We start from the raw sequence: 20,524 nt of genomic DNA, 5'->3' as shown, positions 1-20,524 counted from the left end.
ATTTAGCAGTAAGTATATCGTTAATAATTAGCGTAAAAATTAACAAAGTAGTCTAATTCACTAGTTTTTATTTTTAAGTTATATCGTGTTAATCATAATATATTCGTTATTTATAACTTAGTTTATTGTTTTTTAATGCTTTTATTTTATTATTTTTTAATATGAGGTTTTGATAATTATCGGCTTGAAATTTGTAACAAGTATTTGCAACAAAATTAGTTTTTGTATGTAAAAATTAGTTATTATATTCACAATTAAAAAATGTTATTCACCCTTTAAACGCTGTTTTTATAAGCAGACAAGAGGGGTATTTACAAGAGGGTTACACTGTGACACGGAAAAAACAAATCATATTACCTATCTTAATTATTCTTATAGGTGCCATACTTTTTGTTGTTTTTAAAAACCTAAAAAAGCCACCAGAAGAAAAACCTGAAGTAGAAAATATCCCTATCGTTGCTGTTGAAGAAGTTACTGTGTCGCCAATGACGCTAAAAGTAGAATCATACGGTATTGTAAAACCTAAATATGAAACAGAAATGGTTGCGCAAGTAAGCGGACAAATTGTTGAGTTATCTCCTACCTTTATACGTGGTGGTTTTGTTAAAAAAGGGCAGTTACTTGCACGTATTGATCCAAATGATTATCAAGCTGCACTCATTGACGCAGAAGCAGATATGGCATCGGCAAGAGCTTCGTTAGAACAAGAGCGGGCACAAGGTAAGGTGGCTGAAAGTGATTGGAAAAGTATTACCGATACTTCACCAACTGAACTTAGTTTACGTAAGCCACAATTGGCGCAAGAAATTGCACGAGTTAAATCAGCACAAGCTTCAATTCTTAGAGCTAAACGAAATTTAGAACGTACAGAGATTCGAGCGCCGTATGATTCAATGATTGAAAGCCGAATGGTTGGTTTAGGCTCATTTGTTGGAACAGGAACTCAAGTAGGTAAGCTTTTAGGTACAGATGTTGCTCAAATTCGTTTACCTGTTGCTGATAACCAATTGCAGTTTTTAGATGGGAATGGCGTTAATTCAACCGTTTTACTTGAAGGAACTTATTCTGGCGCGACTAAAGAATGGACGGCTCAAATTAACAGAAGCGAAGGAGTTATTGATACAACGAGTCGTATGAGTTATTTGGTTGCAGAAATTCAAGACCCTTATTTATTAACGTCTAATAACGAAAACACTTTACCGCTTAGATTCGGATCATATGTGAATGCTAATATTATTGGACAAAAAATTGCTCAAGCCACTTCAGTTCCTCGTTATTTAGTTAAAAATGGTCGAGTGGCCATTTTAGATAATGAGTCAAAATTACATTTTGCAGTGGTGGATATTATTCGCCAAGAAGGCTCTAACGTTATTATTTCTAGTGGCTTAAAGTCAGGAGATCAAATGATTGTATCAGCGCTTGATTACCCTATTGATGGAATGAAACTGGCTTTGCCCGCTAATAAAAGTGAATTAGAAGAAAAAAGTGATGAAACTGAAACACAAATAGCGAGTGTTAAGGATTAATTATGGATAACACTAAAACGGATAGTGCAGCCGTTAGCGATTCAAGTAACGATACAACAAATAAAGGAATTATAGCTTGGTTTGCCCGTAATCCGGTGGCTGCCAATTTATTAATGATTTTCATTTTAGTGGGAGGTTTTTTAACAGCCTTAACCATTAATAAACAAATGTTTCCTCAAGTAAAAATAAACTGGATTGAGTTTCGAGCGCCATATCCTGGAGCTGCACCGCAAGAAGTTGAAGAAGGTATTACCATTAAAATTGAAGAGGCTCTGGAAACCGTTCAAGGCCTTGATCGCGTAATTACTTATTCAAACCGAAATTCATCGAGTGGTTATTTTCGTGTTGATGAAAGTTATGATCCTCAAATAGTTTTAGACGAAGTAAAATCACAAATCGATTCAATTCCAAGTTTTCCTGATGGCATGGAAAGGCCAACTGTTGAGCGAATTAAATATAGACAAGAAGTTATGTATATCAGTCTTTATGGTGATGTCAGTAATGCTGAACTTAAAGAATTAGGTCGTAATATACATGATGAAATTCAGCAGTTACCTCAAGTGAATATTTCTGAATTTTATAGTGGTCTTGGTTACGAAATATCGGTAGAAGTGAGTAAAGATAAACTTCGAGAATATGGACTCAATTTTAATCAAGTAGCCCAAGCTATTCGTAGCAGTTCACGCAATATGTCGGCTGGGCAAATAAGAGCTGAAAATGGTTACATAAACTTACGTGTTGAAGAGCAAGCTTACAGAGGATACGAGTTCGAACAAATCCCCGTGGTTACACTGAATGACGGAACTAAAATTCTTTTAGGTGATATTGCCACCATTAATGATGGTTTTGAAGAAGGTCTTCAATACTCTAAATTTAATGGTCAAAACTCTACAACCTTTTTTATTGGTGCTGCTGATAATCAAAGTATTACTGATGTAGCTGACGTGGTTAAAAAATACGTCGCTGAAAAATCAAAGGTTCTTCCTGCAAATATTCATATGGAAACATGGGTAGATTTAACTTACTACCTTGAAGGTCGCTTGAATATGATGCTCGACAACATGAAAAGTGGCGCCATATTAGTTTTCTTAATTTTGGCTGTTTTTTTACGTGTACGTTTAGCTTTTTGGGTAATGATGGGATTACCTGTTTGTTTCTTAGGTACTTTGCTAGTAATGCCTGCGGAGTTTATTGATGTAACTATCAATGTAGTGAGCTTGTTTGCCTTTATTTTAGTGTTAGGCATTGTGGTTGATGATGCCATTGTGATGGGAGAAAGCGCCCATGATGAAATTGAAGCAAAAGGTCATAGTATTGAAAGTGTAATACGTGGTGTACAACGCGTAGCGATGCCTGCAACTTTTGGTGTATTAACTACTATTGCGGCATTTGTACCTTTTGTTTTAGATGACGGGCCTTCATCTGCCTTTGGTAAGGCGATAGGTTTTGTTGTTATTTTTTGCTTAATATTTTCATTAATAGAATCTAAGTTGATTTTGCCCGCACATTTAGCGCAAATGAAACCTAAAGTGTTCAACCCTAAAAACCCTCTAGATCGATTACGTAGAGCTGTAGATGGCGCATTAAAGAATTTTATCAATAATTATTATACGCCTGCGCTTCAGGTGTGTATAACTTATCGTTACGCCGTGTTTATGTTTTTTATGAGTATATTGCTGATAAGCGCAGGACTATTTAGTGGCGGCGTTATCAAGTTTATTGGGCAACCTAAAATACCGCACGACTTTCCGCGTATTAAAGTAGAAATGAATATTGATAGTGCTGAAAAACATACACTTGCTACGGTATTGAATATTCAAAACATACTTCAAGATGTTGACGACCAAATAGAAAAAGAATTTGGTAAAAGAATGATTGCTGATGTTGAAGTGAGGTTGCAAGGACGAGTAGAAAGTGAAATGACCGTTAAACTTGTAGACCCGACTGAACGTGTCATGGACACTTTCGCATTGGCAGATAGGTGGCGCAAGGCTATTCCTAACTTTCCTGGAGTTAAGTCATTAACCATTTCTGATAACTTGTTTGGTAATGGTCGTGAAGATGGCGATATTGCTTTCAGACTAGAAAGTCAAAATGATCCACAACTACTATTAGCAGCTAAAGAACTCTCGAAAAAATTAAAAACCTTGAAAGGGGTTGGAGACGTTAACGATAGCCGCCAAACCAGCGCTAAAGAAGTGCAATTTGAACTGAAACCACTTGCCTATAGCCTTGGTTTTACTGTGGCAGATATCGCTTCTCAAGTAGGGTATAGCTTTTACGGATTAGAAGCTCAACGTATTTTACGTGATACTGAAGAAGTTAAAGTGATGTTACGTTATCCGCTAGAACAACGTAGTTCTATTGGTCATGTAAGTGAGGTGATGATCCAAGCACCGAATGGTGCCGAACTGCCGCTTTCTGAATTGGCCGATATAAAATTAACTGAAGGTGTTACGCGTATTCGTCGTGAAAATGGGAATAGAACGATAAATGTTTGGGCAAGTGTTGATGCTGAACAAGTAGAACCTTTTAAAGTCGCAAACGATATTCGTGATAATTTTATTCCTGAACTTTTAAGAAAGTATCCTGCCGTTCAAAGTGAAATATCAGGTAAAGTTCAAGAAGAAATGGAAAGTGCCAATACTCAATTACGTGACTCTGTAATTTCATTAATGGTTATATTTTCGTTGTTAGCTGTACCACTTCGTTCATATTCACAGCCGTTAATGATCATGACCGTTATTCCTTTTGGCATTGTCGGTTCTATTATTGGGCATTTATTACTGGGTATGCAGCTTAGTACATTATCTGTATTTGGTATTATTGCCGCAGCAGGTGTTGTTATTAACGATTCGCTGGTGATGGTGGATTATGTTAATAACTCAAGAAAACAGGGGATTCGTTTACACGATGCGGTAATGCACGCAGGTAGTAAACGCTTTAGAGCCATACTATTAACCTCGCTAACCACTTTTATAGGGCTAGTGCCGATTGTGTTTTTTGAGAAAAGTATGCAAGCTCAAATTGTAATACCTATGGCGGTTTCTTTATCGTTTGGTGTGTTATTCGCGACAGTGGTTACGCTAATATTGATACCGATTCTTTATATTATTATTGAAGATATTCGTGCTTTATTTACTCGTCGTAAACATAAAGAAATAGATGAGAAACCTTTAACACCACTTAATAAAGCGTTAACTGAAAATACGTCTGTTGATTAGGTGATTGATAGTGATGTATGAAAAAGCCATCGAATTATGATGGCTTTTTTGTATGCTGAGTTGTAGCTATTTTACGCCTAATTCTTTTAATCGTTCTAATAGGTAACTTTCTTGTGTGTGTTTTTCAGATAATACAACTTCACTTCTTGGGTGAAGAAATAAGGGTAAAGACACTCTAGATTTTGACTTACTGCTACCCGTTGGATTAATAACTCGGTGACTTGTCGAAGGAAAGTAACCACCAGACGCTTCTTGTAACATATCACCAATATTAATAATTAAATGCCCAAAGTCAGAAGGCACATCAACCCATTGATCATCAGTCCCTTGAACTTGTAAGCCTGGTTCATTTGCGGCAGGTAAAATGGTGAGTAAATTAATATCTTCGTGTGCAGCCGCACGAATAGCCCCCGCTTCTTCTTTGCCTTCAAACGGAGGGTAATGTAATACACGTAATAGAGTATTAGGTGTGTTTTTTATCATATTTGATAAAGGCTCTGAATAATGTTTGGCAACATCTTCAGGGCTATGTTTTTCAACCCAGTCGAGTAATTCTTCAGCTAAAGTGGAAGTTAATTGATAGTAATGTAATATCTCTTCTTTTAGTGATGGCGGAATTCTTCCCCACGGATAAATATGAAAGTATTCTTTAATATCTTTTTTTGCATGGCCTTTAGCGGTTTCAGAAATTTCGCTTGAAAAAAAACCATCTTGTTTTTCAGGATCAAAAGCATAATGTTCTTTTTCTTCAGAATTAAAAAAATCTTGCCAATTTCTATAAATTGATTCGACTAACTCTTGCTTAATAGGATGATTTATAAGTACACCAAAACCTGTGTTATGTAAGCTTTCAACAAATTTTTGAGGAGCATTTTCAGCTAGGTAGTCGACCACTTGAACATTCATTTATTTTCCTTAGAGTATGCATCTCACAACAAAGGTTGAGATATTAAGAATGAATTTATTAAATATATCATGTGCTTTCACAGGTTAAAATTTTTACTTAAATTTAACTCTAGAGCATATAGTGATTACGTAGTTATTCACGTACATTAATTTTTTTTAATCGAGTTTTTTCGGTTTTAAAACAACAAGGTGGATATTTATCCTATTTAAGGTCAAAATAAACATATATTTTATTTTATAGTAAGTTGATTAATGGATTTATCTTCAGAAAATTTAGATGATTTACGAGACTCTGAAAAAGAGCTTGTTAAAGAAGCTATTAAGCTGCGTGATAAATACCAACAATTAGAACGTCGTCATGATGTGCTATGTAAAATCAATCAGTTGTCGAGTGAAATTAACCAACTTCCGCTTTTTTTAAAACAAATTCACCTGATTATAAAGTCTTTTGCTACAGCAGATAACATTTGTGTTGCGATTTTTGAACCTACTTTTCAAACAATAGAATTCCCTTATTGGGTTGACGAAAAAACTATTTATCCTAATCGTCCTGTTGCCGCTGAGAAATACAAAGATTCTCTCATCAGCTATGTTTTAAAAACTAAACAGCCTTTGTTAGCGGATCAAGATAAAATAAAGCAACTTATAGATTCGAACCAAGCTAATTTAATCAATAATGATACACAGCAATGGTTGGGGGTTCCTTTAGTTAAAGAAGGTTATGTTACGGGCGTAATTGCAATAGAAAGTCGCGATGAACATACGATATATGATGAATCTCAATTAGATATCTTAAGCTTTGTTGCTCAACAAGTGATGTCAGGAATTAATTGCCTACAAAATTTTGAAATGTTAAATAAAGCGGTTGATGCGCGTACCAGTGAATTGATGCAACATATAAGGGATCGTGAAAAATCCGATTTATTACAAGAATCATTATTTAAAATTTCAGAATTAACCAGTGATATTAAGCTCGATATCTCAGATTTTTATTCTAAAGTACATAATATTGTTGGGCAGTTAATTAATACGGCTAATTTTTATATTGCAAAGCATTCCACAGAATCGAATTTATTAACTTTTGTTTATTACTCGGATCAACTGGCGAATGATGCAAATACTGATTTTCAACCTAGAGTCATGTCGAATTATTTAACTGAATTGGTGATACGAAAAGGAGAAATGTTATTCCTTAGTCATAAAGATATTGAAGCGCTTTATGAGCAAGGGGAAATTGATGACTTTAACCGAAATACAACAACTTGGCTGGGTGTTCCTTTAATACATTCTGGTAATGTATTAGGAGCAATGGTTATTCAAAGTTATCAAAATAAAATTGTGTACACCGAACAAGATGCTGAATTATTAAATTTTGTTTCTCATCATATTTCTTCAGCTATTAGGCGACGAGATCTTATTACCATAGAACGTCAAAGCCATGATGTTTTAGAACAACAAGTTAAAATTAGAACACTTGCGTTAGAGGAAGAAATTGCGCAACGTAAACTCGCTGAACAACAACTTACCCATACCGCTTCACATGACAACTTAACGGGGTTAGCCAATAGAATTATTTTTATTGACTTGCTAAACCATGCGATAGCCTCAAGTAAACGCTTCCCTGAACGATTATTTGCTATTTTATTTTTAGATTTAGATCGCTTTAAAGTCGTAAATGATAGTTTAGGACATCATGCTGGTGATAAATTACTTAAAATTGTTGCCAATGAACTGGTTAACATGGTTCGCACTAAAGATACGGTGGCTCGTTTTGGTGGTGATGAGTTTGTTATTCTTATTGAAGATTTAGAGTCTGAACAGAGAGCCCACGAAGTTGCTGGCAGAATAACTAAATTTTTATCTAGCCCTTTTGTTATTGATGATCACCCTGTTTATATAGGAACGAGTATTGGTGTGTTATTTAATAACGAACGTTACGATACCGCAGATATTATGCTACGTGACGCAGATACTGCTATGTATCATGCTAAAGAAAAGGGAAGAGGCCGGTATGAAGTTTTTGATTCAAGTATGCACAGTAATATTCAAAATGCATTAACACTGGAAGCCGACATTCGTGATGCAATTGAAGCCAAAGAATTTACACCTTATTACCAACCTATAGTGCAATTGGACACAGGAAAAATAAAGGGGTTTGAAGCTCTAGCTCGATGGGAAAGCGGTAAAAGAGGGTTTGTATATCCTAATGATTTTATTCCGTTAGCGGAAGAACGTAATTTAGTGATGGCGATAGATTTACAAATATTAGAAAAGTCATGTTTACAGTTAAAAAAATGGCAAAATCAATTTGGTTGTAAAGATTTATACATTAGTTGTAACCTTTACTGTGATCACTTTTTTAGACTATCGTTAGCAGAGGAAATTGCAAACATACTAGAAAAAGTAGGTATTGCGTCAAAACATTTACGTATTGAATTAACAGAGCGCGCATTATTGAATAATAGCGATGTCGTTTTAGAAAATATGAAAGCACTTAAAGATCTTGGTGTTAAAATTCTTCTTGATGATTTTGGCACAGGCTATTCGAGTTTAAGTTACCTACATTTATTTCCTATTGACGTCTTAAAAATAGATCGTTCATTTATCACTAACGTGCATGACCATGTAAGTCATCAAGCTATTATTAAAACGATTATTGATTTAGCAATAAATTTAGGTATGGCTACTGTTGGAGAAGGGATTGAGAGTTTTGAAGATGCTGAAATCCTGAAAAAAATGGATTGTAAGTTTGGTCAAGGTTATTATTTTTCTAAACCCATGAAAGCAAGTGATGCTGAATACGTTTTATTAGAGTCTTTTAAAAATAATTAATACAAATATTGACAGGTGCTAGCCTGTGTAGCACTGCAGCTAACGTATTGTTCAGCTGCAGTGCACCTATAACTTATTTAACTTTATTTACATTGTCATCAGTGATGCATTTCCTCCTGCAGCGGTAGTATCAATCGTGACTGTTTTTTCAGTCATCATCTTTTGAAATAATGAAACATAATCTTGTGTTGATAACACAGGTAAAATGGCTCCTTTTCTCGCCGCAATCGTCTTTTTAACGTAATTCAGTAAACTACTATTAGGCATAATAACAGCACCACTTATACGATTATCCTGTAACAACGCAGGTAAGGTGTTTAGATTGGTAGACTGAATAACACCATTAGGTAGCCCCGATTTTATTAGCGCATCGATAATGTCTTCAACGGTTTTATTTTTTGAAGAGCTATTAGCAACAATCACGCAGTTGCCACAGGCTATTGCTGAAAGCATTGATGTTAAATAGAACTCAAGGTAACTGTCTTCACAAATTGGGTGAATTAAAACTCCTCGCGACTCTAAATGTAATACGTTAGATTCACCTGTTGGTCCTGGCAAAATAGTTGGATTTTTTAGTGTTTTTTCAATACGGATCAATATAGCTCTTATTGTAGTTAAACAAGCGCTTACTTCAGCTGTATTTGCATTGAAACCCGAATCGTTTGAAGCAAGGTGAGCGAGTGATTGTCTAATAATTGAAATGCGTTGAGACAATGGAGTGAAGCTCCATTCTAGTTCAATAACTTTCGCGTTAGAGAGCAAGCTTTGGGCTTGAGTCGTTTGCTCAGTTGTTGCACTAAGATTTGTCGTAAAAGTATCGCTTACTGTTTGAGTGTTTTTAGCCTTTTTAGATAAGTCGTTGTCAGATTTATTTTCCACTAAGCTTGTTAAATAGTGTGGTCCGCCTGCTTTAGGACCTGTTCCTGATAAACCTCTACCACCAAATGGTTGAACACCAACAACGGCACCTATCATATTACGGTTAATATAAACATTACCTGCTTTTGAACGTGCTGCTAGGTATTGGCTTCTTTCTTCAATACGCGTGTGAATACCCATAGTTAAGCCAAAACCTGTATCGTTAATTTGGTCGATAACTTGCTCAAGATGTTTAGATTTATAACGAATAACATGAACAATAGGACCAAAAACCTCTTTTTTAAGAAGCGATAGATTACTAATTTCATATAGTCTAGGTGCAAAGAAGTAATTGTTATATTCGTCAAGGTGTTGCGTATCGCAAACATAATGTAACGCGGATTGATTTTTCAAATATTCCACATGCATAGTTAGTGCATTGTGCGCTTTTTTATCAATTACAGGGCCAATATCAGTCGACAAATAGCTGGGATCTCCAATATGTAATTCTTTCATTGCGCCTTTGATCATATTGATGAGTTTATCGGCAATGTCTTCTTGTACAAAAAGTACACGAAGGGCCGAGCAGCGTTGCCCTGCACTTTGAAAGCCAGAAGCAATTACGTCATCTACTACTTGTTCAGGTAAAGCGGTAGAGTCAACAATCATGCAGTTTTGTCCGCCGGTTTCGGCAATCAGTGGTATTTGTTCTGAATCGCGTTCGGCTAATTTTTGTGAGATCCAATTTCCAGTTTCTGTTGAACCTGTAAACATAATCACTTTAATACGTTCATCAGGCACTATGTGTTGACCAACAACACTACCTTGAGCTATTACAATTTCAACTACACCTTTAGGTAAACCACATTGCTGCATAATTTCAATTGTTCTTAAAGCAATTAAACTCGTTTGTTCTGCAGGTTTAGCTATAACAGTATTACCAGCAACTATGGCTGCTGATACTTGGCCTAAAAAGATCGCAAGCGGGAAGTTCCAAGGGCTAATACAAAGTGCTATACCTTTGGGTTGTATATCACCTTTTTCAAACATCTCAGTTGCACGCGCTGCATAATAGCGGCAAAAATCTACAGCTTCTCTTATTTCTGATACGCTATCTGGAACTGTTTTCCCAGCTTCCTTAATACACAAGGCGATTAATTCATCACGATTGGCTTCTAACGCATCGGCTGTTTTTAATAAAATATCCGCTCTTTCATTAACTTGGGTTTGAGACCAAGTATTAAAAGCTAATTCAGCGCGATCTATAGCTGATTTCATTCCTGCTTCATCGAGGTGAGTAATATATCCAACAATTTCATCTATATTGGCGGGGTTAGTCACCGCATGGGTATTCTCAGTTATAGATGATGCTTGTTGTGTTACTTTTTGAGCTTGTTGAGTAACCTGAGTAAGCAAGTTATCTCGCATTTGAATAAGATCATCAATGTCTGTTAAATCAATACCTTTAGAATTTATTCGCCCAGCTTTGCTTTCAGTTTGATAAATATTAATCGACTGAGGGATATTTTCATTGTAAGCATTATCCCACTGTTGAACGGTTTCAACAGGATCTGACAATAATGATTCAACGGGAATTTTTTCATCAACAATGTTGTTAACAAATGAGCTATTAGCGCCATTTTCTAATAAACGGCGCACTAAATAAGCAAGCAAGTCAGAATGTTTACCTACAGGTGCATAAACACGACAGGGGATCTTTTTGTTTGTAACCACTTGATCGTATAAAGATTCACCCATGCCATGTAAGCGTTGAAATTCGAACCCTGAATTGTTTTCAGCTATTTCAATAATAGTCGCAACGGTATAGGCATTATGAGTAGCGAATTGAGGGTAAATAGTATCTCTATATTCTAATAATTTTTTCGCACACGCTTGGTAAGATACGTCGGTTGCCGCTTTTTGAGTAAATACAGGAAAGTCGTTATAACCCTCTACTTGTGTATCTTTTATCTCACTGTCCCAGTAAGCACCTTTTACTAGGCGGATCATCATTTTTCTATTCAGTTTTTGCGTTAATTCTCTTATCCATTCAATAACATATAAACTACGTTTTTGATAAGCTTGTACTGCCATACCAAAACCATCCCAGCCATCAAAAGCACTATCACTGTAAACAGCTTCAATAATATCTAATGAAAAATCTAAACGGTTTGCTTCTTCAGCATCTACCGTAAAACCTATGTCGTATTTCATAGCGGCAAGAGCTAAAGTACGTAATTTAGGAACTAACTCATCAATTACACGTTGACGATGAGATAATTCATAACGTGGGTGAATTGCTGAAAGTTTAATTGAAATACCAGGGCTTTTCATTGGACCTTTGTTATTTGCTGCTTTACCTATGGCTTCAATGGCTGATTGGTAACTATCAAAATATCGTTGGGCATCTTCCATGGTTCTTGCGCCTTCACCTAACATATCGTAGGAATAGGTATAACCTTTAGACTCAGTTTCTTTTGCTCTTTCTATTGCCTCAGATATTTTGTGACCCATTACAAATTGGGTCCCCATAACTTTCATGGCATACTTTACGGCTTGACGAATGACAGGTTCGCCTAATCGGCCGACAGTTCTTTTAAGTAAATTGAGCTGGCTTTTGGGCTTGATAACGGTTTCGTCAGAATCTGAATAATTAACGATTTTCCCGGTAAATAAAAGCCCCCATGATGAAGCATTTACAAATAATGAATCACTGTTACCAATGTGTGAGCTCCAATCGCCTTTAATCAGTTTATCTCTAATGAGTGAGTCAATTGTGTCTTTATCTGGCACGCGTAGTAGGGCTTCAGCTAAACACATTAATACAACACCTTCATCGCTAGATAATGAAAATTCGTTTAATAGTGCGTCTACACCGCCTTTACCTTTTTGATCTTTTCTAATATTAATCACTAATTGGCGAGAGAATTCCCAAGCTTTTGATTTTTTATCAACACTAATTTCTGCGATAGGTAATAAGGTTTGTAGTGTTGAGTTTTCATCAGCACGATAATGATCTCTAATTTTTTGACGTAATGAGTTATTTGTTTGTAAAGAGCCGTTAAAAAGCATAAGTCACCAATAAATGAATAGTTAATAAAACTGATATTAGAGTTTTTTATTCAGAATGTGCTAGCTTATTTTTGTTTTATGCCATATTTTATTTGGTAAAATGTTATATATGCAATAATAAATGCTGAAGTGAGGTTTTAGTGAATAATTCACCCAAAAATAGAACATTAGACCGTATTGATTTAACTATTCTTAATACCCTACAAAAGAATGGGCGTATTTCGAATCTTGAATTAGCTAAAAATGTTAATTTAAGTCCAAGTCCTTGCTTAGATCGAGTTAAAAAGTTAGAAAATGAGGGGTATATTGAAAGGTATGGTGCTTTTTTAAATTCAGCAAAACTCAATTATGGTATGTCAGCTTTCATTCAGGTTACCTTAGATAGAACAACTTCAGATGTTTTTAATCGCTTTAAAGAAGAGGTGGTTAAAATTAAAGAAGTTGCGGAATGTCATATGGTAGCAGGAGGTTTTGATTATTTATTAAAACTTCGTTTTGAAAATATGGCCGCATATCGGGAGGTTTTAGGTTTAATTGTTGAATTACCGGCAGTTTCACAAACCCATACTTATGTTGTAATGGAGCACGTGAAAAATGATCAAGGTGTGCCTATTAGTGTTTAATTGTATTTAAGTAAACAGGTGTTTTTTTGATTTTTATCTTTATGTTTAAAAACTTCGAGTTACACTGTATTTAAGTTAATTTTTAAAGATATAAAACTATGAATGCACATGACTACGCAACACAGGCGAACGGTTCTTTTGCCTTACCAGATACTTGCTTCAAAATAAAATCATTAATGGAAGATGAAAGTTCAACTATTGAAGATTTTGCAAACTTAATTAGTGTTGACCCTTCATTAACATCAAGGCTGTTACAAATTGCGAATAGCGCAATTTATAGCTTTCCCGGTGAAATTAGCACTATTTCGCGAGCTATTACGATCATAGGTACGCAAGCTATTTACAATATGATGTTAGTGGATGTTGCGGCAACAGCTTTTAAACACTTTTCTAACCAAGCAATCGATTTGAAACGTTTTTGGCGAATGAGCGTTTTTTGTGGTTTAGCCACTAAAAACTTAGCCATTAAATCAGGTATTAGAGATATCGAACGCTTATTTGTTGCGGGACTTTTACAAAATTTTGGTGAATTAATTGTAGCAACAATATCACCTGAACTTGCTCAAGAGTGTGAACAATATTCAGCAGAACGTTTACCTTGGGATTTACAAAAAGAACGTTTAGGTTTTACTTATACTGATGTTTCGGCTGAACTTTTAAAAATTTGGCAGATACCTGAAAAAATCATTTTACCTATTCGTCATTACAACCAAGCGAGTTCTAATGAAATTAATAAAGATGTAAAAGTATTGTATTTAGCAGCTAGATTAGCTTTGGTTGATAGTCATCCAGATGAGTTTTCTTATGACGACACCATTGATGAAAACTTGTGTCGTGCTTTAAAAATATCGTCAGAAGATTTGATTGACGCGGCTTCTTTTGCCAGTAAAGAAGCAGAAAACATTCTTAACATAATGAATGTAAAATTTTTTACTCGTAAGTAAAATATACAAGAATAGAAACTGGACCGAAATTTATACACTTGTTTGAATTTTACTTTAATTGAAAACAAGACAGGAAAATAAATTCTTGCTAGCATCGAAAATAAGCATATTAAATGCTTAGGCCAGTTTGTTGAACGATTGGTATTACATAACTTACAACAATATTTATGCCCTAAAAAAAATATAATCAAGGACATCTATGAGCACACAAAAAGAACACTTTAGTTCCCGACTTGGATTTATATTAGCTGCAGCAGGTTCCGCAGTAGGTATTGGTAACTTGGTTGGTTTTCCTGTAAATGCAGCAAAAAACGGTGGAGGGGCGTTTTTACTCGTTTATGGACTCTTTATATTTATTATTTGTTTGCCTGTAATGATTGCTGAAATGGCCGTAGGCCGTAAAACAGGGAAGCAGCCTGTAGGAGCTTATAAAGCACTAACCAATAATGATAAATTATGGGGGGCCGCAGGTTTTATTGGTGTATTAACTCCTTTTATGATCGCCGTTTTTTACATGGTAATTACTGTGTGGTTATTTGGTTATCTTGCTCTAACTTTAACAGGTAATTTAGATTACTTAGCCAGTGAACAAGGCTTTGGTGAGTTTATCAATAGCCCATATTTATTTGGGGTTATGGCTGTTGTTGCGTTAATAATTAACTTTATTTTAGTTGCCGGTGTAAAAGACGGGATTGAAAAAGCAGCAAAGATTATGATGCCAGCTTTGTTTATCATGCTAATACTTATGGTGATATTTGTATTAACTTTAGATAATGCGATGGCAGGAGTTAAGTTTTTTATTATCCCTGATTTTACTAAAATTACACCGAGTGTAATTAACGGTGCACTATCTCAAGCTTTCTTTTCATTATCGCTTGGAATGGGGATTTTAATTACTTATGGCTCGTATATTAATCGTGATACCAATATTGCTAATTCCGCTAAATTAGTCGCCATTACCGATACTGCAGTAGCATTTACGGCAGGTTTAATGATTTTACCGGCTATCTTCTCATTTGATCCCGCAATAAATCCTGCTGATTTAAGTGATAGTTCTGTTTCATTAATTTTTACTTTTTTACCTAAAATATTTTTAGCGCTGCAAACTTCCATCGGTTACATTGGCGCAAGCATAGTGGCGGCTTCCTTCTTTTTATTAGTGTTTTTTGCTGCTATAACCTCATTAGTTTCTATTATAGAAGTTCCAGTTTCTTACCTTATTACTGAAAAAGGCCAAACACGTAAAAAAGCATTATCAACCTTATTGATGACTGCGGGAATTTTGACTGTTTTCGCTACGCTTTCTTTTGGAATGGTTTCATTTTTTACTGAATTTGTTGATTATGCAGGTAAAACTAATTCTTTCTTTGATGTGATTTACGATATTTTTTATGACACTATTTTACCGTTAAATGGATTCTTGCTTTGTATTTTTGTAAGTTACCGTTGGAAAAAGCATAACTTGTCAGAAGAGCTTGCTATAGGTAGTGAAGGATATATGGGATCGTGGGTTGAGAAATATGTTAACTTTTCGTTAGGTACCTTTATTCCTGTTATTGTTTTGGGTATTTTCTTAAATACTATTGCTCAAAAATTCTTTGGATATAATCTGTTCTAGATTTTTTAATTTAAGATATTTATCCTCAAAAATACAAAAAAGCCGTATCATACGGCTTTTTTATTGTCTGCTTTTTGATAAAACTACGTGTGGAACCCATGATTGAATATATTACAGCGACTAACTTTGATGAATGCCAACGTTTATTTCATGGTAGAGGGCACGCTTATCCTGAATTAGCACATGTTAATGTTGATTGGTTGCCTCCTGTTGTTCTTATTACTTTATATCAAGCAGTTGAACAAGAGTGGTTCGAAAAGCAAGTAAACGCATTAGAGCAATTAGTGCCGCTATGTGAATCAATTCAAGTACAGCATAGATATGAGAAATTTGCGCCAACAGAAGTATTGTGGGGAAAAGAGATATCTCATACTGTTGTTGTAGAGTCAGGCCTTAAATACAATATTGAATTTGGTAAGTCTCAAAATACCGGACTTTTTCTTGATATGAAAAATGGTCGAGATTGGGTGAGAAAGTTTGCTAAAAACAAAAATGTACTTAACTTGTTTTCATATACTTGTGCTTTTTCTGTGGCTGCTATAGCCGGTGAAGCTAAAAAAGTCGTTAATGTTGATATTAGTAAGTCTCCTCTTTCAAAAGGGCGAGATAACCATAGATTAAACTCGCAAGATACCTCGAATGTTAAGTTTGAAGGTGTTGATATATTTAAGTCTTACGGCCGACTGAAAAAGCATGGGCCTTATGAGTTACTTATCTGTGATCCACCTTCGTTTCAAAAAGGTAGTGTCGATATTGAAAGAGATTACAGTAAAATTATTAGAAGAATTCCACAGTTAATGTCACCTGAAGGCGATGTTATTTTATGTTTGAATTCGCCTAGCTTAGCCGAAGAATTTTTATTAGCTGAAGTTGCAAGAGAATGCCCTGATTGTACATTTGTTCATAAAATAGAATCACCAGAAGTTTTTAAAGAAGCGCATCAAGGTAAAGGTCTAAAAGTACTCTTATTTAAATACAGCCCAAGACTTTAATACTGTTTTAATTAGTTAACCTCAGCTCGGGATAAGTAAAGTTACTCAACAAGCTATTTTTACGTCTAACTTCGTTGAATTTATTACTAATAGCCAGCTATTAGATAGAAAAATTCGCCTTGTTATACACAAAAATATCAATGTTGAGAAGCTAATATAGCTTAGGAAAACAACGATACATATTAAGTTTTTGATAAATAATAATTTTAATTCATTCGCTAACATTCATTAACCCGAGTTGAGGTTAGTTAATAACAACTCTAACAGCGAGAGCAATTAAAAAGCAGCCTGTAACTTTATCTACAATGTGACTATTTTCTTTAAGTTTGTTGATAATATTTCCTTTAGATAATAGCAGGGTTACAAAGCAGTACCATAAGGCGTCTAGCGTCCCTACAGTAAGGGTCATGATGACTTTTTGTTGCTCGCTTGAATCGCTATTTAAAAACTGACTAAACAGTGCAATAAAAAATATAGCCAGTTTAGGGTTTAAAAAGGCAATTAAAAAACCGTCTCGCCAACCGTTTATTGTGCTGGCCGGAACCGTACTCTGTTCAAATTGTGTTAACTCTGATTTTTTACTGAGTAGAGACTTTACCCCTAAATATAATAAGAATGCCGCACCGGCGTATTGGATCAGGGTAAACAACAGAGGGGTATTTACAATAATGACCGCTACGCCAGTAGCTGTTATTGCAGCGTATAGTGCAACACCTAAGCCATGACTTATAGACGTTGCATAACCTTTAGCCACACCACCATTTACAGTGTTTTTGATAACTAAAGCTAAGCTTGGACCTGGAGATAAAGCACCTAATAAGCAAATAACGACGAAAGATAACCACAGATGTAATTCCATTATTGTACTTGCTCTCTAATACGTAAAAAACTCGCGAATTTTGGCACACCCTTTTGAGTTTTACCAATATATTTAAAGGTAATTATAGAGCCAATGGGAGGTGGGGTTTTTCTTTCTTTATCACTAAAACCAGAACCTATCTTAAAGGTAATACCGTCAAGTGTTTTAACTTGAATAGCACCTAACATGCCTTGATACTTTCCTTTGCCGGTAATGTGTTTTAACACTATAGCTTCAGCATCTTGGTAGGGTTTTAATTTCATTATATTATTTGTGCGTCCAACGGTATAAAGGGCATTTTGATAATGGAGCATAAGCCCTTCACCTTTGTGTTTAACAATATCCTCGAGTTTTTGATTGAGTTGCGTGATTGATGATAATTTAAATTGTGAAATTGCTTGAAAGTAAGGCGAGTTAACTTTTTCTACCGATGCTTTTATTTCATCAATTCTTTGCGAGAATGTCCTTTTACTTTGGGGTAAATCAAAAACCATAAAACGGATGTTTTTCCAACATGCATTAGACTTTTGTTGCTTAACACAAGAAATGGTTTGCTCAAATTTATGTCTGCCTATCCATAGTTCACCATCAATAGGATAAGTCGGCCAATTAGCGGTAAACCATTTAGGTGTATGTAATAGATTACCCTTTTTAGTTAGTAATTCTGAGCCGTTTCAATATCCTCTTATGCCATCAAGCTTTTCACTGATCCAATACTGCTTAATATCGTGTTTTAAGTTGTACTGGGTTGCGAGTTGTATTGCTGGAGGCGTTTCATAAGCAACACATAAAGAGGTGAAGAGAAGAATAAGTATTGTGAAGTATTTCATATCGAACGTCCTGTTCTTAATTAAAATGGTTAAATTATGTTGTACTGTACAATAGTTTTAAATATGATTGAAGTATAAAAAATACACAAATATAAGTGTAAAAAGGAGCTAAAATGAAAAGGATTTATTTATTAGTTGTTATCTTTATAACGTCATTTCAATCACATGCAGCCAAGAAAGAATGCGCTGAGTTATTAAAAAAATATCATAATGTTCAATCCCAACAGCGACAGGGACACTCATTAAAAAGCAGTATTAGTTTACGAAAAAAAGAAGATAAAGCTCGAGAAAAATGGTGGGATTGCGAAAACAATAAATTAAAACCGAAAAGTAAAAAGAAAAAAACAAATAAAACTAAAAGTCCTTCTAAAAAGAAAACAATAAAATTATCACAAAACCCAACTAAACCTTCTAATGATGCGCCGAGTGTTTTCTCTTCAAACCGAAATATTGTGATCAAAGGTAAGTACACAGGAGATAAGCAATTACAATGGCTTACGTTTTATAAGCGGCCTAAAAAGTGTGCTAGGCCAAAAACAACCCAAGTATTTGCTTTTTGCATGGAAGATAAAACAGCTCAGCAGAATAAGTTTGAACAACAATATAAAAATTAACTATCCAGTAGTTAATCTCACTAAATATTATTGTTTTATTTAAATGTTGAGCGTTATGTTTTTTTTAATCTATTGATTAATAAGATTTAAATTTATGGCCTTAAGTTTGCTATTACTTCATAGTGAGTAAATATTAAGGATAGCGAATAGATGCAAAAACAGATCAAGTATTGGCTTATTAATTTAATTGGTGGGAGCTTAGTACTAATAGGTGCTATTTTTATTCTGCTGCCTGGACCCGCTTTTTTATTTTTACCCATAGGTTTAGCTATTTTGAGCTTGGAGTATATATGGGCTAAAGTGTGGTTGAGGCGCTGTCAGCGGTGGATGAGAAATGGTGCGGTTAAATTCGATGCTTTAATAGCTAAGCTCTTTAAATATAAAAAACGCTAACAATGGATCTTTGTTAGCGCTTTATGTCTGGCTATTTAATATAAGCTGCTTTGGTGTTGTTAAAGTCGTTAACGATAACATCAATGGTTTCTTGGCAGTATTCACGCAATCCGCTTAACAACATGTGTTTTTTACCATGACCCACAGTAACACCATCAGATAGTAGATCAAAGGCTAAACAAGCATTGCCACGTTTACCGTCAATAGTAAGTTTTGACGTGGATTCGATTAGCTTAACAGTAGTAAAGTCAATGTTTTCTAGCTGAATAGACATACTCTCATACATCACCATAGGGCGAGCAGGATTAATCATTACGTTATTTTCAGCCATTAATTTGACTAAAATATGAGGGAAGGTATGGCCAGAAAACTCTACATAAGCTCTGATCAGAGCTTCAATCGTTTTCTCATTTTTGGTTGAGTTACCAGACGTTTTAACATGCATATATTCTTTATTGTTATCGTCTGAAATACTCGCTTCACCGTTAATATCATTTGGAAAGTTTAAATGAACACCATCTGATACCATGCCTGAAAAGGTAAAATCCATTTGTTGAAACAAACCTGATTTTGCAAGCACGAGTGAAAATAATAAGTCGCCTGGTACACAAAATCTTTTCGCGTCAATATCATGCAAAGGGTTAAAGTCATCTGCAATTTTTTTAGCAAAATTACTTGCTTGTATGCGCGTGAAGTTTATTTTGTTGTTTGAAGTGTTATAGAAATCATCAAGAAACATAGTAGGTTATTTTCACTTTTAATATATTTAATTTACGGGTGTAAAAAACGGGGGCATTCTACCACTGTAAAACTAAAAAATCGAAAACTAAAAGAGAAGTTTATTAGGGGAATGTTAATAAAATAGAGAGATTCAGCGTACACGTGTAACACTATATGTTATCTTTTTTATCCTGCATTGCAATTAAATTCTCTTTAGCTGCTTTTTTTAATTGTTTAAGTTGGTATTCTCTCTGACTTGCTGTTTTTCTATCAAGCTGTTGCTCCCAATAAACTAATTCAACAGGACGGCGTACACGTGTATATTTTGCGCCTAATTTATTTGAATGATTATGCTCATCTATTCGTCGCTGTAGATCTGTGGTTATACCAGTATAGAGACTGTTATCAGAGCATCTTACAAAATATACGTACCAATTAGAGGACATGTTAACTTTTTAGTGGGGTAACGTTTTAAGTATTATTCCTTATAAACGTTAGCGGTTTGTCTGATAT

The 20,524-nt window shown here is 34.9% G+C and carries 15 protein-coding genes and 1 pseudogene; 9 read left to right on the top strand and 7 right to left on the bottom strand.

What is annotated here, in order from left to right:
- The first annotated feature begins 329 nt into the window (after nucleotides 1-329).
- On the top strand, nucleotides 330-1,526 hold the full coding sequence (locus tag AC0L5Q_RS10610) for an efflux RND transporter periplasmic adaptor subunit (protein ID WP_473607539.1): 1,197 nt from the start codon (nucleotides 330-332) through the stop codon (nucleotides 1,524-1,526).
- Between the two features lie 2 nt (nucleotides 1,527-1,528).
- The gene (locus AC0L5Q_RS10605) at nucleotides 1,529-4,750 is read left to right on the top strand and encodes an efflux RND transporter permease subunit (protein ID WP_473607535.1); all 3,222 of its coding nucleotides are present in this window, start codon (nucleotides 1,529-1,531) and stop codon (nucleotides 4,748-4,750) included.
- Between the two features lie 66 nt (nucleotides 4,751-4,816).
- On the opposite strand, the gene AC0L5Q_RS10600 is transcribed toward AC0L5Q_RS10605, so the two are convergent.
- Complete coding sequence (locus AC0L5Q_RS10600; RefSeq protein ID WP_473607531.1) at nucleotides 4,817-5,656, bottom strand: 2OG-Fe(II) oxygenase family protein; 840 nt, start codon at nucleotides 5,654-5,656, stop codon at nucleotides 4,817-4,819.
- A 252-nt stretch (nucleotides 5,657-5,908) separates the two neighbouring features.
- Here AC0L5Q_RS10600 and AC0L5Q_RS10595 point away from each other — a divergent pair, with 252 nt between their 5' ends.
- Nucleotides 5,909-8,488 (top strand): sensor domain-containing phosphodiesterase, encoded by a 2,580-nt coding sequence (locus tag AC0L5Q_RS10595; RefSeq protein ID WP_473607527.1) that lies wholly within the window; start codon nucleotides 5,909-5,911, stop codon nucleotides 8,486-8,488.
- Nucleotides 8,489-8,575: 87 nt separating this feature from the next.
- On the opposite strand, the gene putA is transcribed toward AC0L5Q_RS10595, so the two are convergent.
- On the bottom strand, nucleotides 8,576-12,418 hold the full coding sequence (gene putA / locus AC0L5Q_RS10590) for a bifunctional proline dehydrogenase/L-glutamate gamma-semialdehyde dehydrogenase PutA (RefSeq protein WP_473607523.1): 3,843 nt from the start codon (nucleotides 12,416-12,418) through the stop codon (nucleotides 8,576-8,578).
- Nucleotides 12,419-12,558: 140 nt separating this feature from the next.
- Here putA and AC0L5Q_RS10585 point away from each other — a divergent pair, with 140 nt between their 5' ends.
- The 4 genes from AC0L5Q_RS10585 (at nucleotide 12,559) to AC0L5Q_RS10570 (ending at nucleotide 16,595) form a co-directional block, all read left to right on the top strand.
- Nucleotides 12,559-13,041, top strand: a complete 483-nt coding sequence (locus AC0L5Q_RS10585; protein ID WP_473607519.1) for a winged helix-turn-helix transcriptional regulator — start codon at nucleotides 12,559-12,561, stop codon at nucleotides 13,039-13,041.
- Nucleotides 13,042-13,139: 98 nt separating this feature from the next.
- Nucleotides 13,140-13,985, top strand: a complete 846-nt coding sequence (locus AC0L5Q_RS10580) for an HDOD domain-containing protein (RefSeq protein WP_473607514.1) — start codon at nucleotides 13,140-13,142, stop codon at nucleotides 13,983-13,985.
- Between the two features lie 199 nt (nucleotides 13,986-14,184).
- Entirely contained in the window at nucleotides 14,185-15,603 is a 1,419-nt protein-coding gene (locus AC0L5Q_RS10575) for a sodium-dependent transporter (RefSeq protein WP_473607510.1), read from the top strand.
- Nucleotides 15,604-15,701: 98 nt separating this feature from the next.
- The gene (locus AC0L5Q_RS10570; protein ID WP_473607506.1) at nucleotides 15,702-16,595 is read left to right on the top strand and encodes a class I SAM-dependent methyltransferase; all 894 of its coding nucleotides are present in this window, start codon (nucleotides 15,702-15,704) and stop codon (nucleotides 16,593-16,595) included.
- Nucleotides 16,596-16,839: 244 nt separating this feature from the next.
- Here AC0L5Q_RS10570 and AC0L5Q_RS10565 read toward each other — a convergent pair whose 3' ends face one another.
- The 3 genes and pseudogenes from AC0L5Q_RS10565 to AC0L5Q_RS10555 form a co-directional block, all read right to left on the bottom strand.
- Nucleotides 16,840-17,454 carry a LysE family translocator gene (locus tag AC0L5Q_RS10565; RefSeq protein WP_473607503.1) on the bottom strand — a complete coding sequence of 205 codons (615 nt, stop codon included), beginning with the start codon at nucleotides 17,452-17,454 and terminating at the stop codon, nucleotides 16,840-16,842.
- Nucleotides 17,454-18,116: pseudogene (locus AC0L5Q_RS10560) on the bottom strand (DNA ligase); the annotation flags it as partial. The pseudogene AC0L5Q_RS10560 and the gene AC0L5Q_RS10565, both read right to left, overlap by 1 nt.
- Before the next feature lie 12 nt (nucleotides 18,117-18,128).
- A complete protein-coding gene (locus AC0L5Q_RS10555) occupies nucleotides 18,129-18,284 on the bottom strand; it encodes a hypothetical protein (RefSeq protein WP_473607499.1) in 156 nt (51 codons plus the stop codon).
- 113 nt (nucleotides 18,285-18,397) lie between these two features.
- Between AC0L5Q_RS10555 and AC0L5Q_RS10550 the strand changes: the two genes are divergently transcribed.
- Together AC0L5Q_RS10550 and AC0L5Q_RS10545 are read left to right on the top strand one after the other, a co-directional pair.
- The gene (locus tag AC0L5Q_RS10550; protein WP_473607496.1) at nucleotides 18,398-18,898 is read left to right on the top strand and encodes a hypothetical protein; all 501 of its coding nucleotides are present in this window, start codon (nucleotides 18,398-18,400) and stop codon (nucleotides 18,896-18,898) included.
- Nucleotides 18,899-19,048: 150 nt separating this feature from the next.
- Nucleotides 19,049-19,291 carry a PGPGW domain-containing protein gene (locus AC0L5Q_RS10545; protein ID WP_473607492.1) on the top strand — a complete coding sequence of 81 codons (243 nt, stop codon included), beginning with the start codon at nucleotides 19,049-19,051 and terminating at the stop codon, nucleotides 19,289-19,291.
- Nucleotides 19,292-19,322: 31 nt separating this feature from the next.
- Here the strand turns inward: AC0L5Q_RS10545 and AC0L5Q_RS10540 are convergent, their stop codons facing one another.
- The gene (locus AC0L5Q_RS10540) at nucleotides 19,323-20,030 is read right to left on the bottom strand and encodes a DUF3581 family protein (protein ID WP_473607488.1); all 708 of its coding nucleotides are present in this window, start codon (nucleotides 20,028-20,030) and stop codon (nucleotides 19,323-19,325) included.
- A 151-nt stretch (nucleotides 20,031-20,181) separates the two neighbouring features.
- Nucleotides 20,182-20,457: a GIY-YIG nuclease family protein gene (locus tag AC0L5Q_RS10535; RefSeq protein ID WP_473607484.1), complete on the bottom strand. Its 276-nt coding sequence runs from the start codon at nucleotides 20,455-20,457 to the stop codon at nucleotides 20,182-20,184.
- Between the last annotated feature and the right edge of the window lie 67 nt (nucleotides 20,458-20,524).

Source organism: Pseudocolwellia sp. G5-9 (genome assembly GCF_055808995.1).
This window is presented reverse-complemented; position numbering and strand designations above follow the sequence as displayed.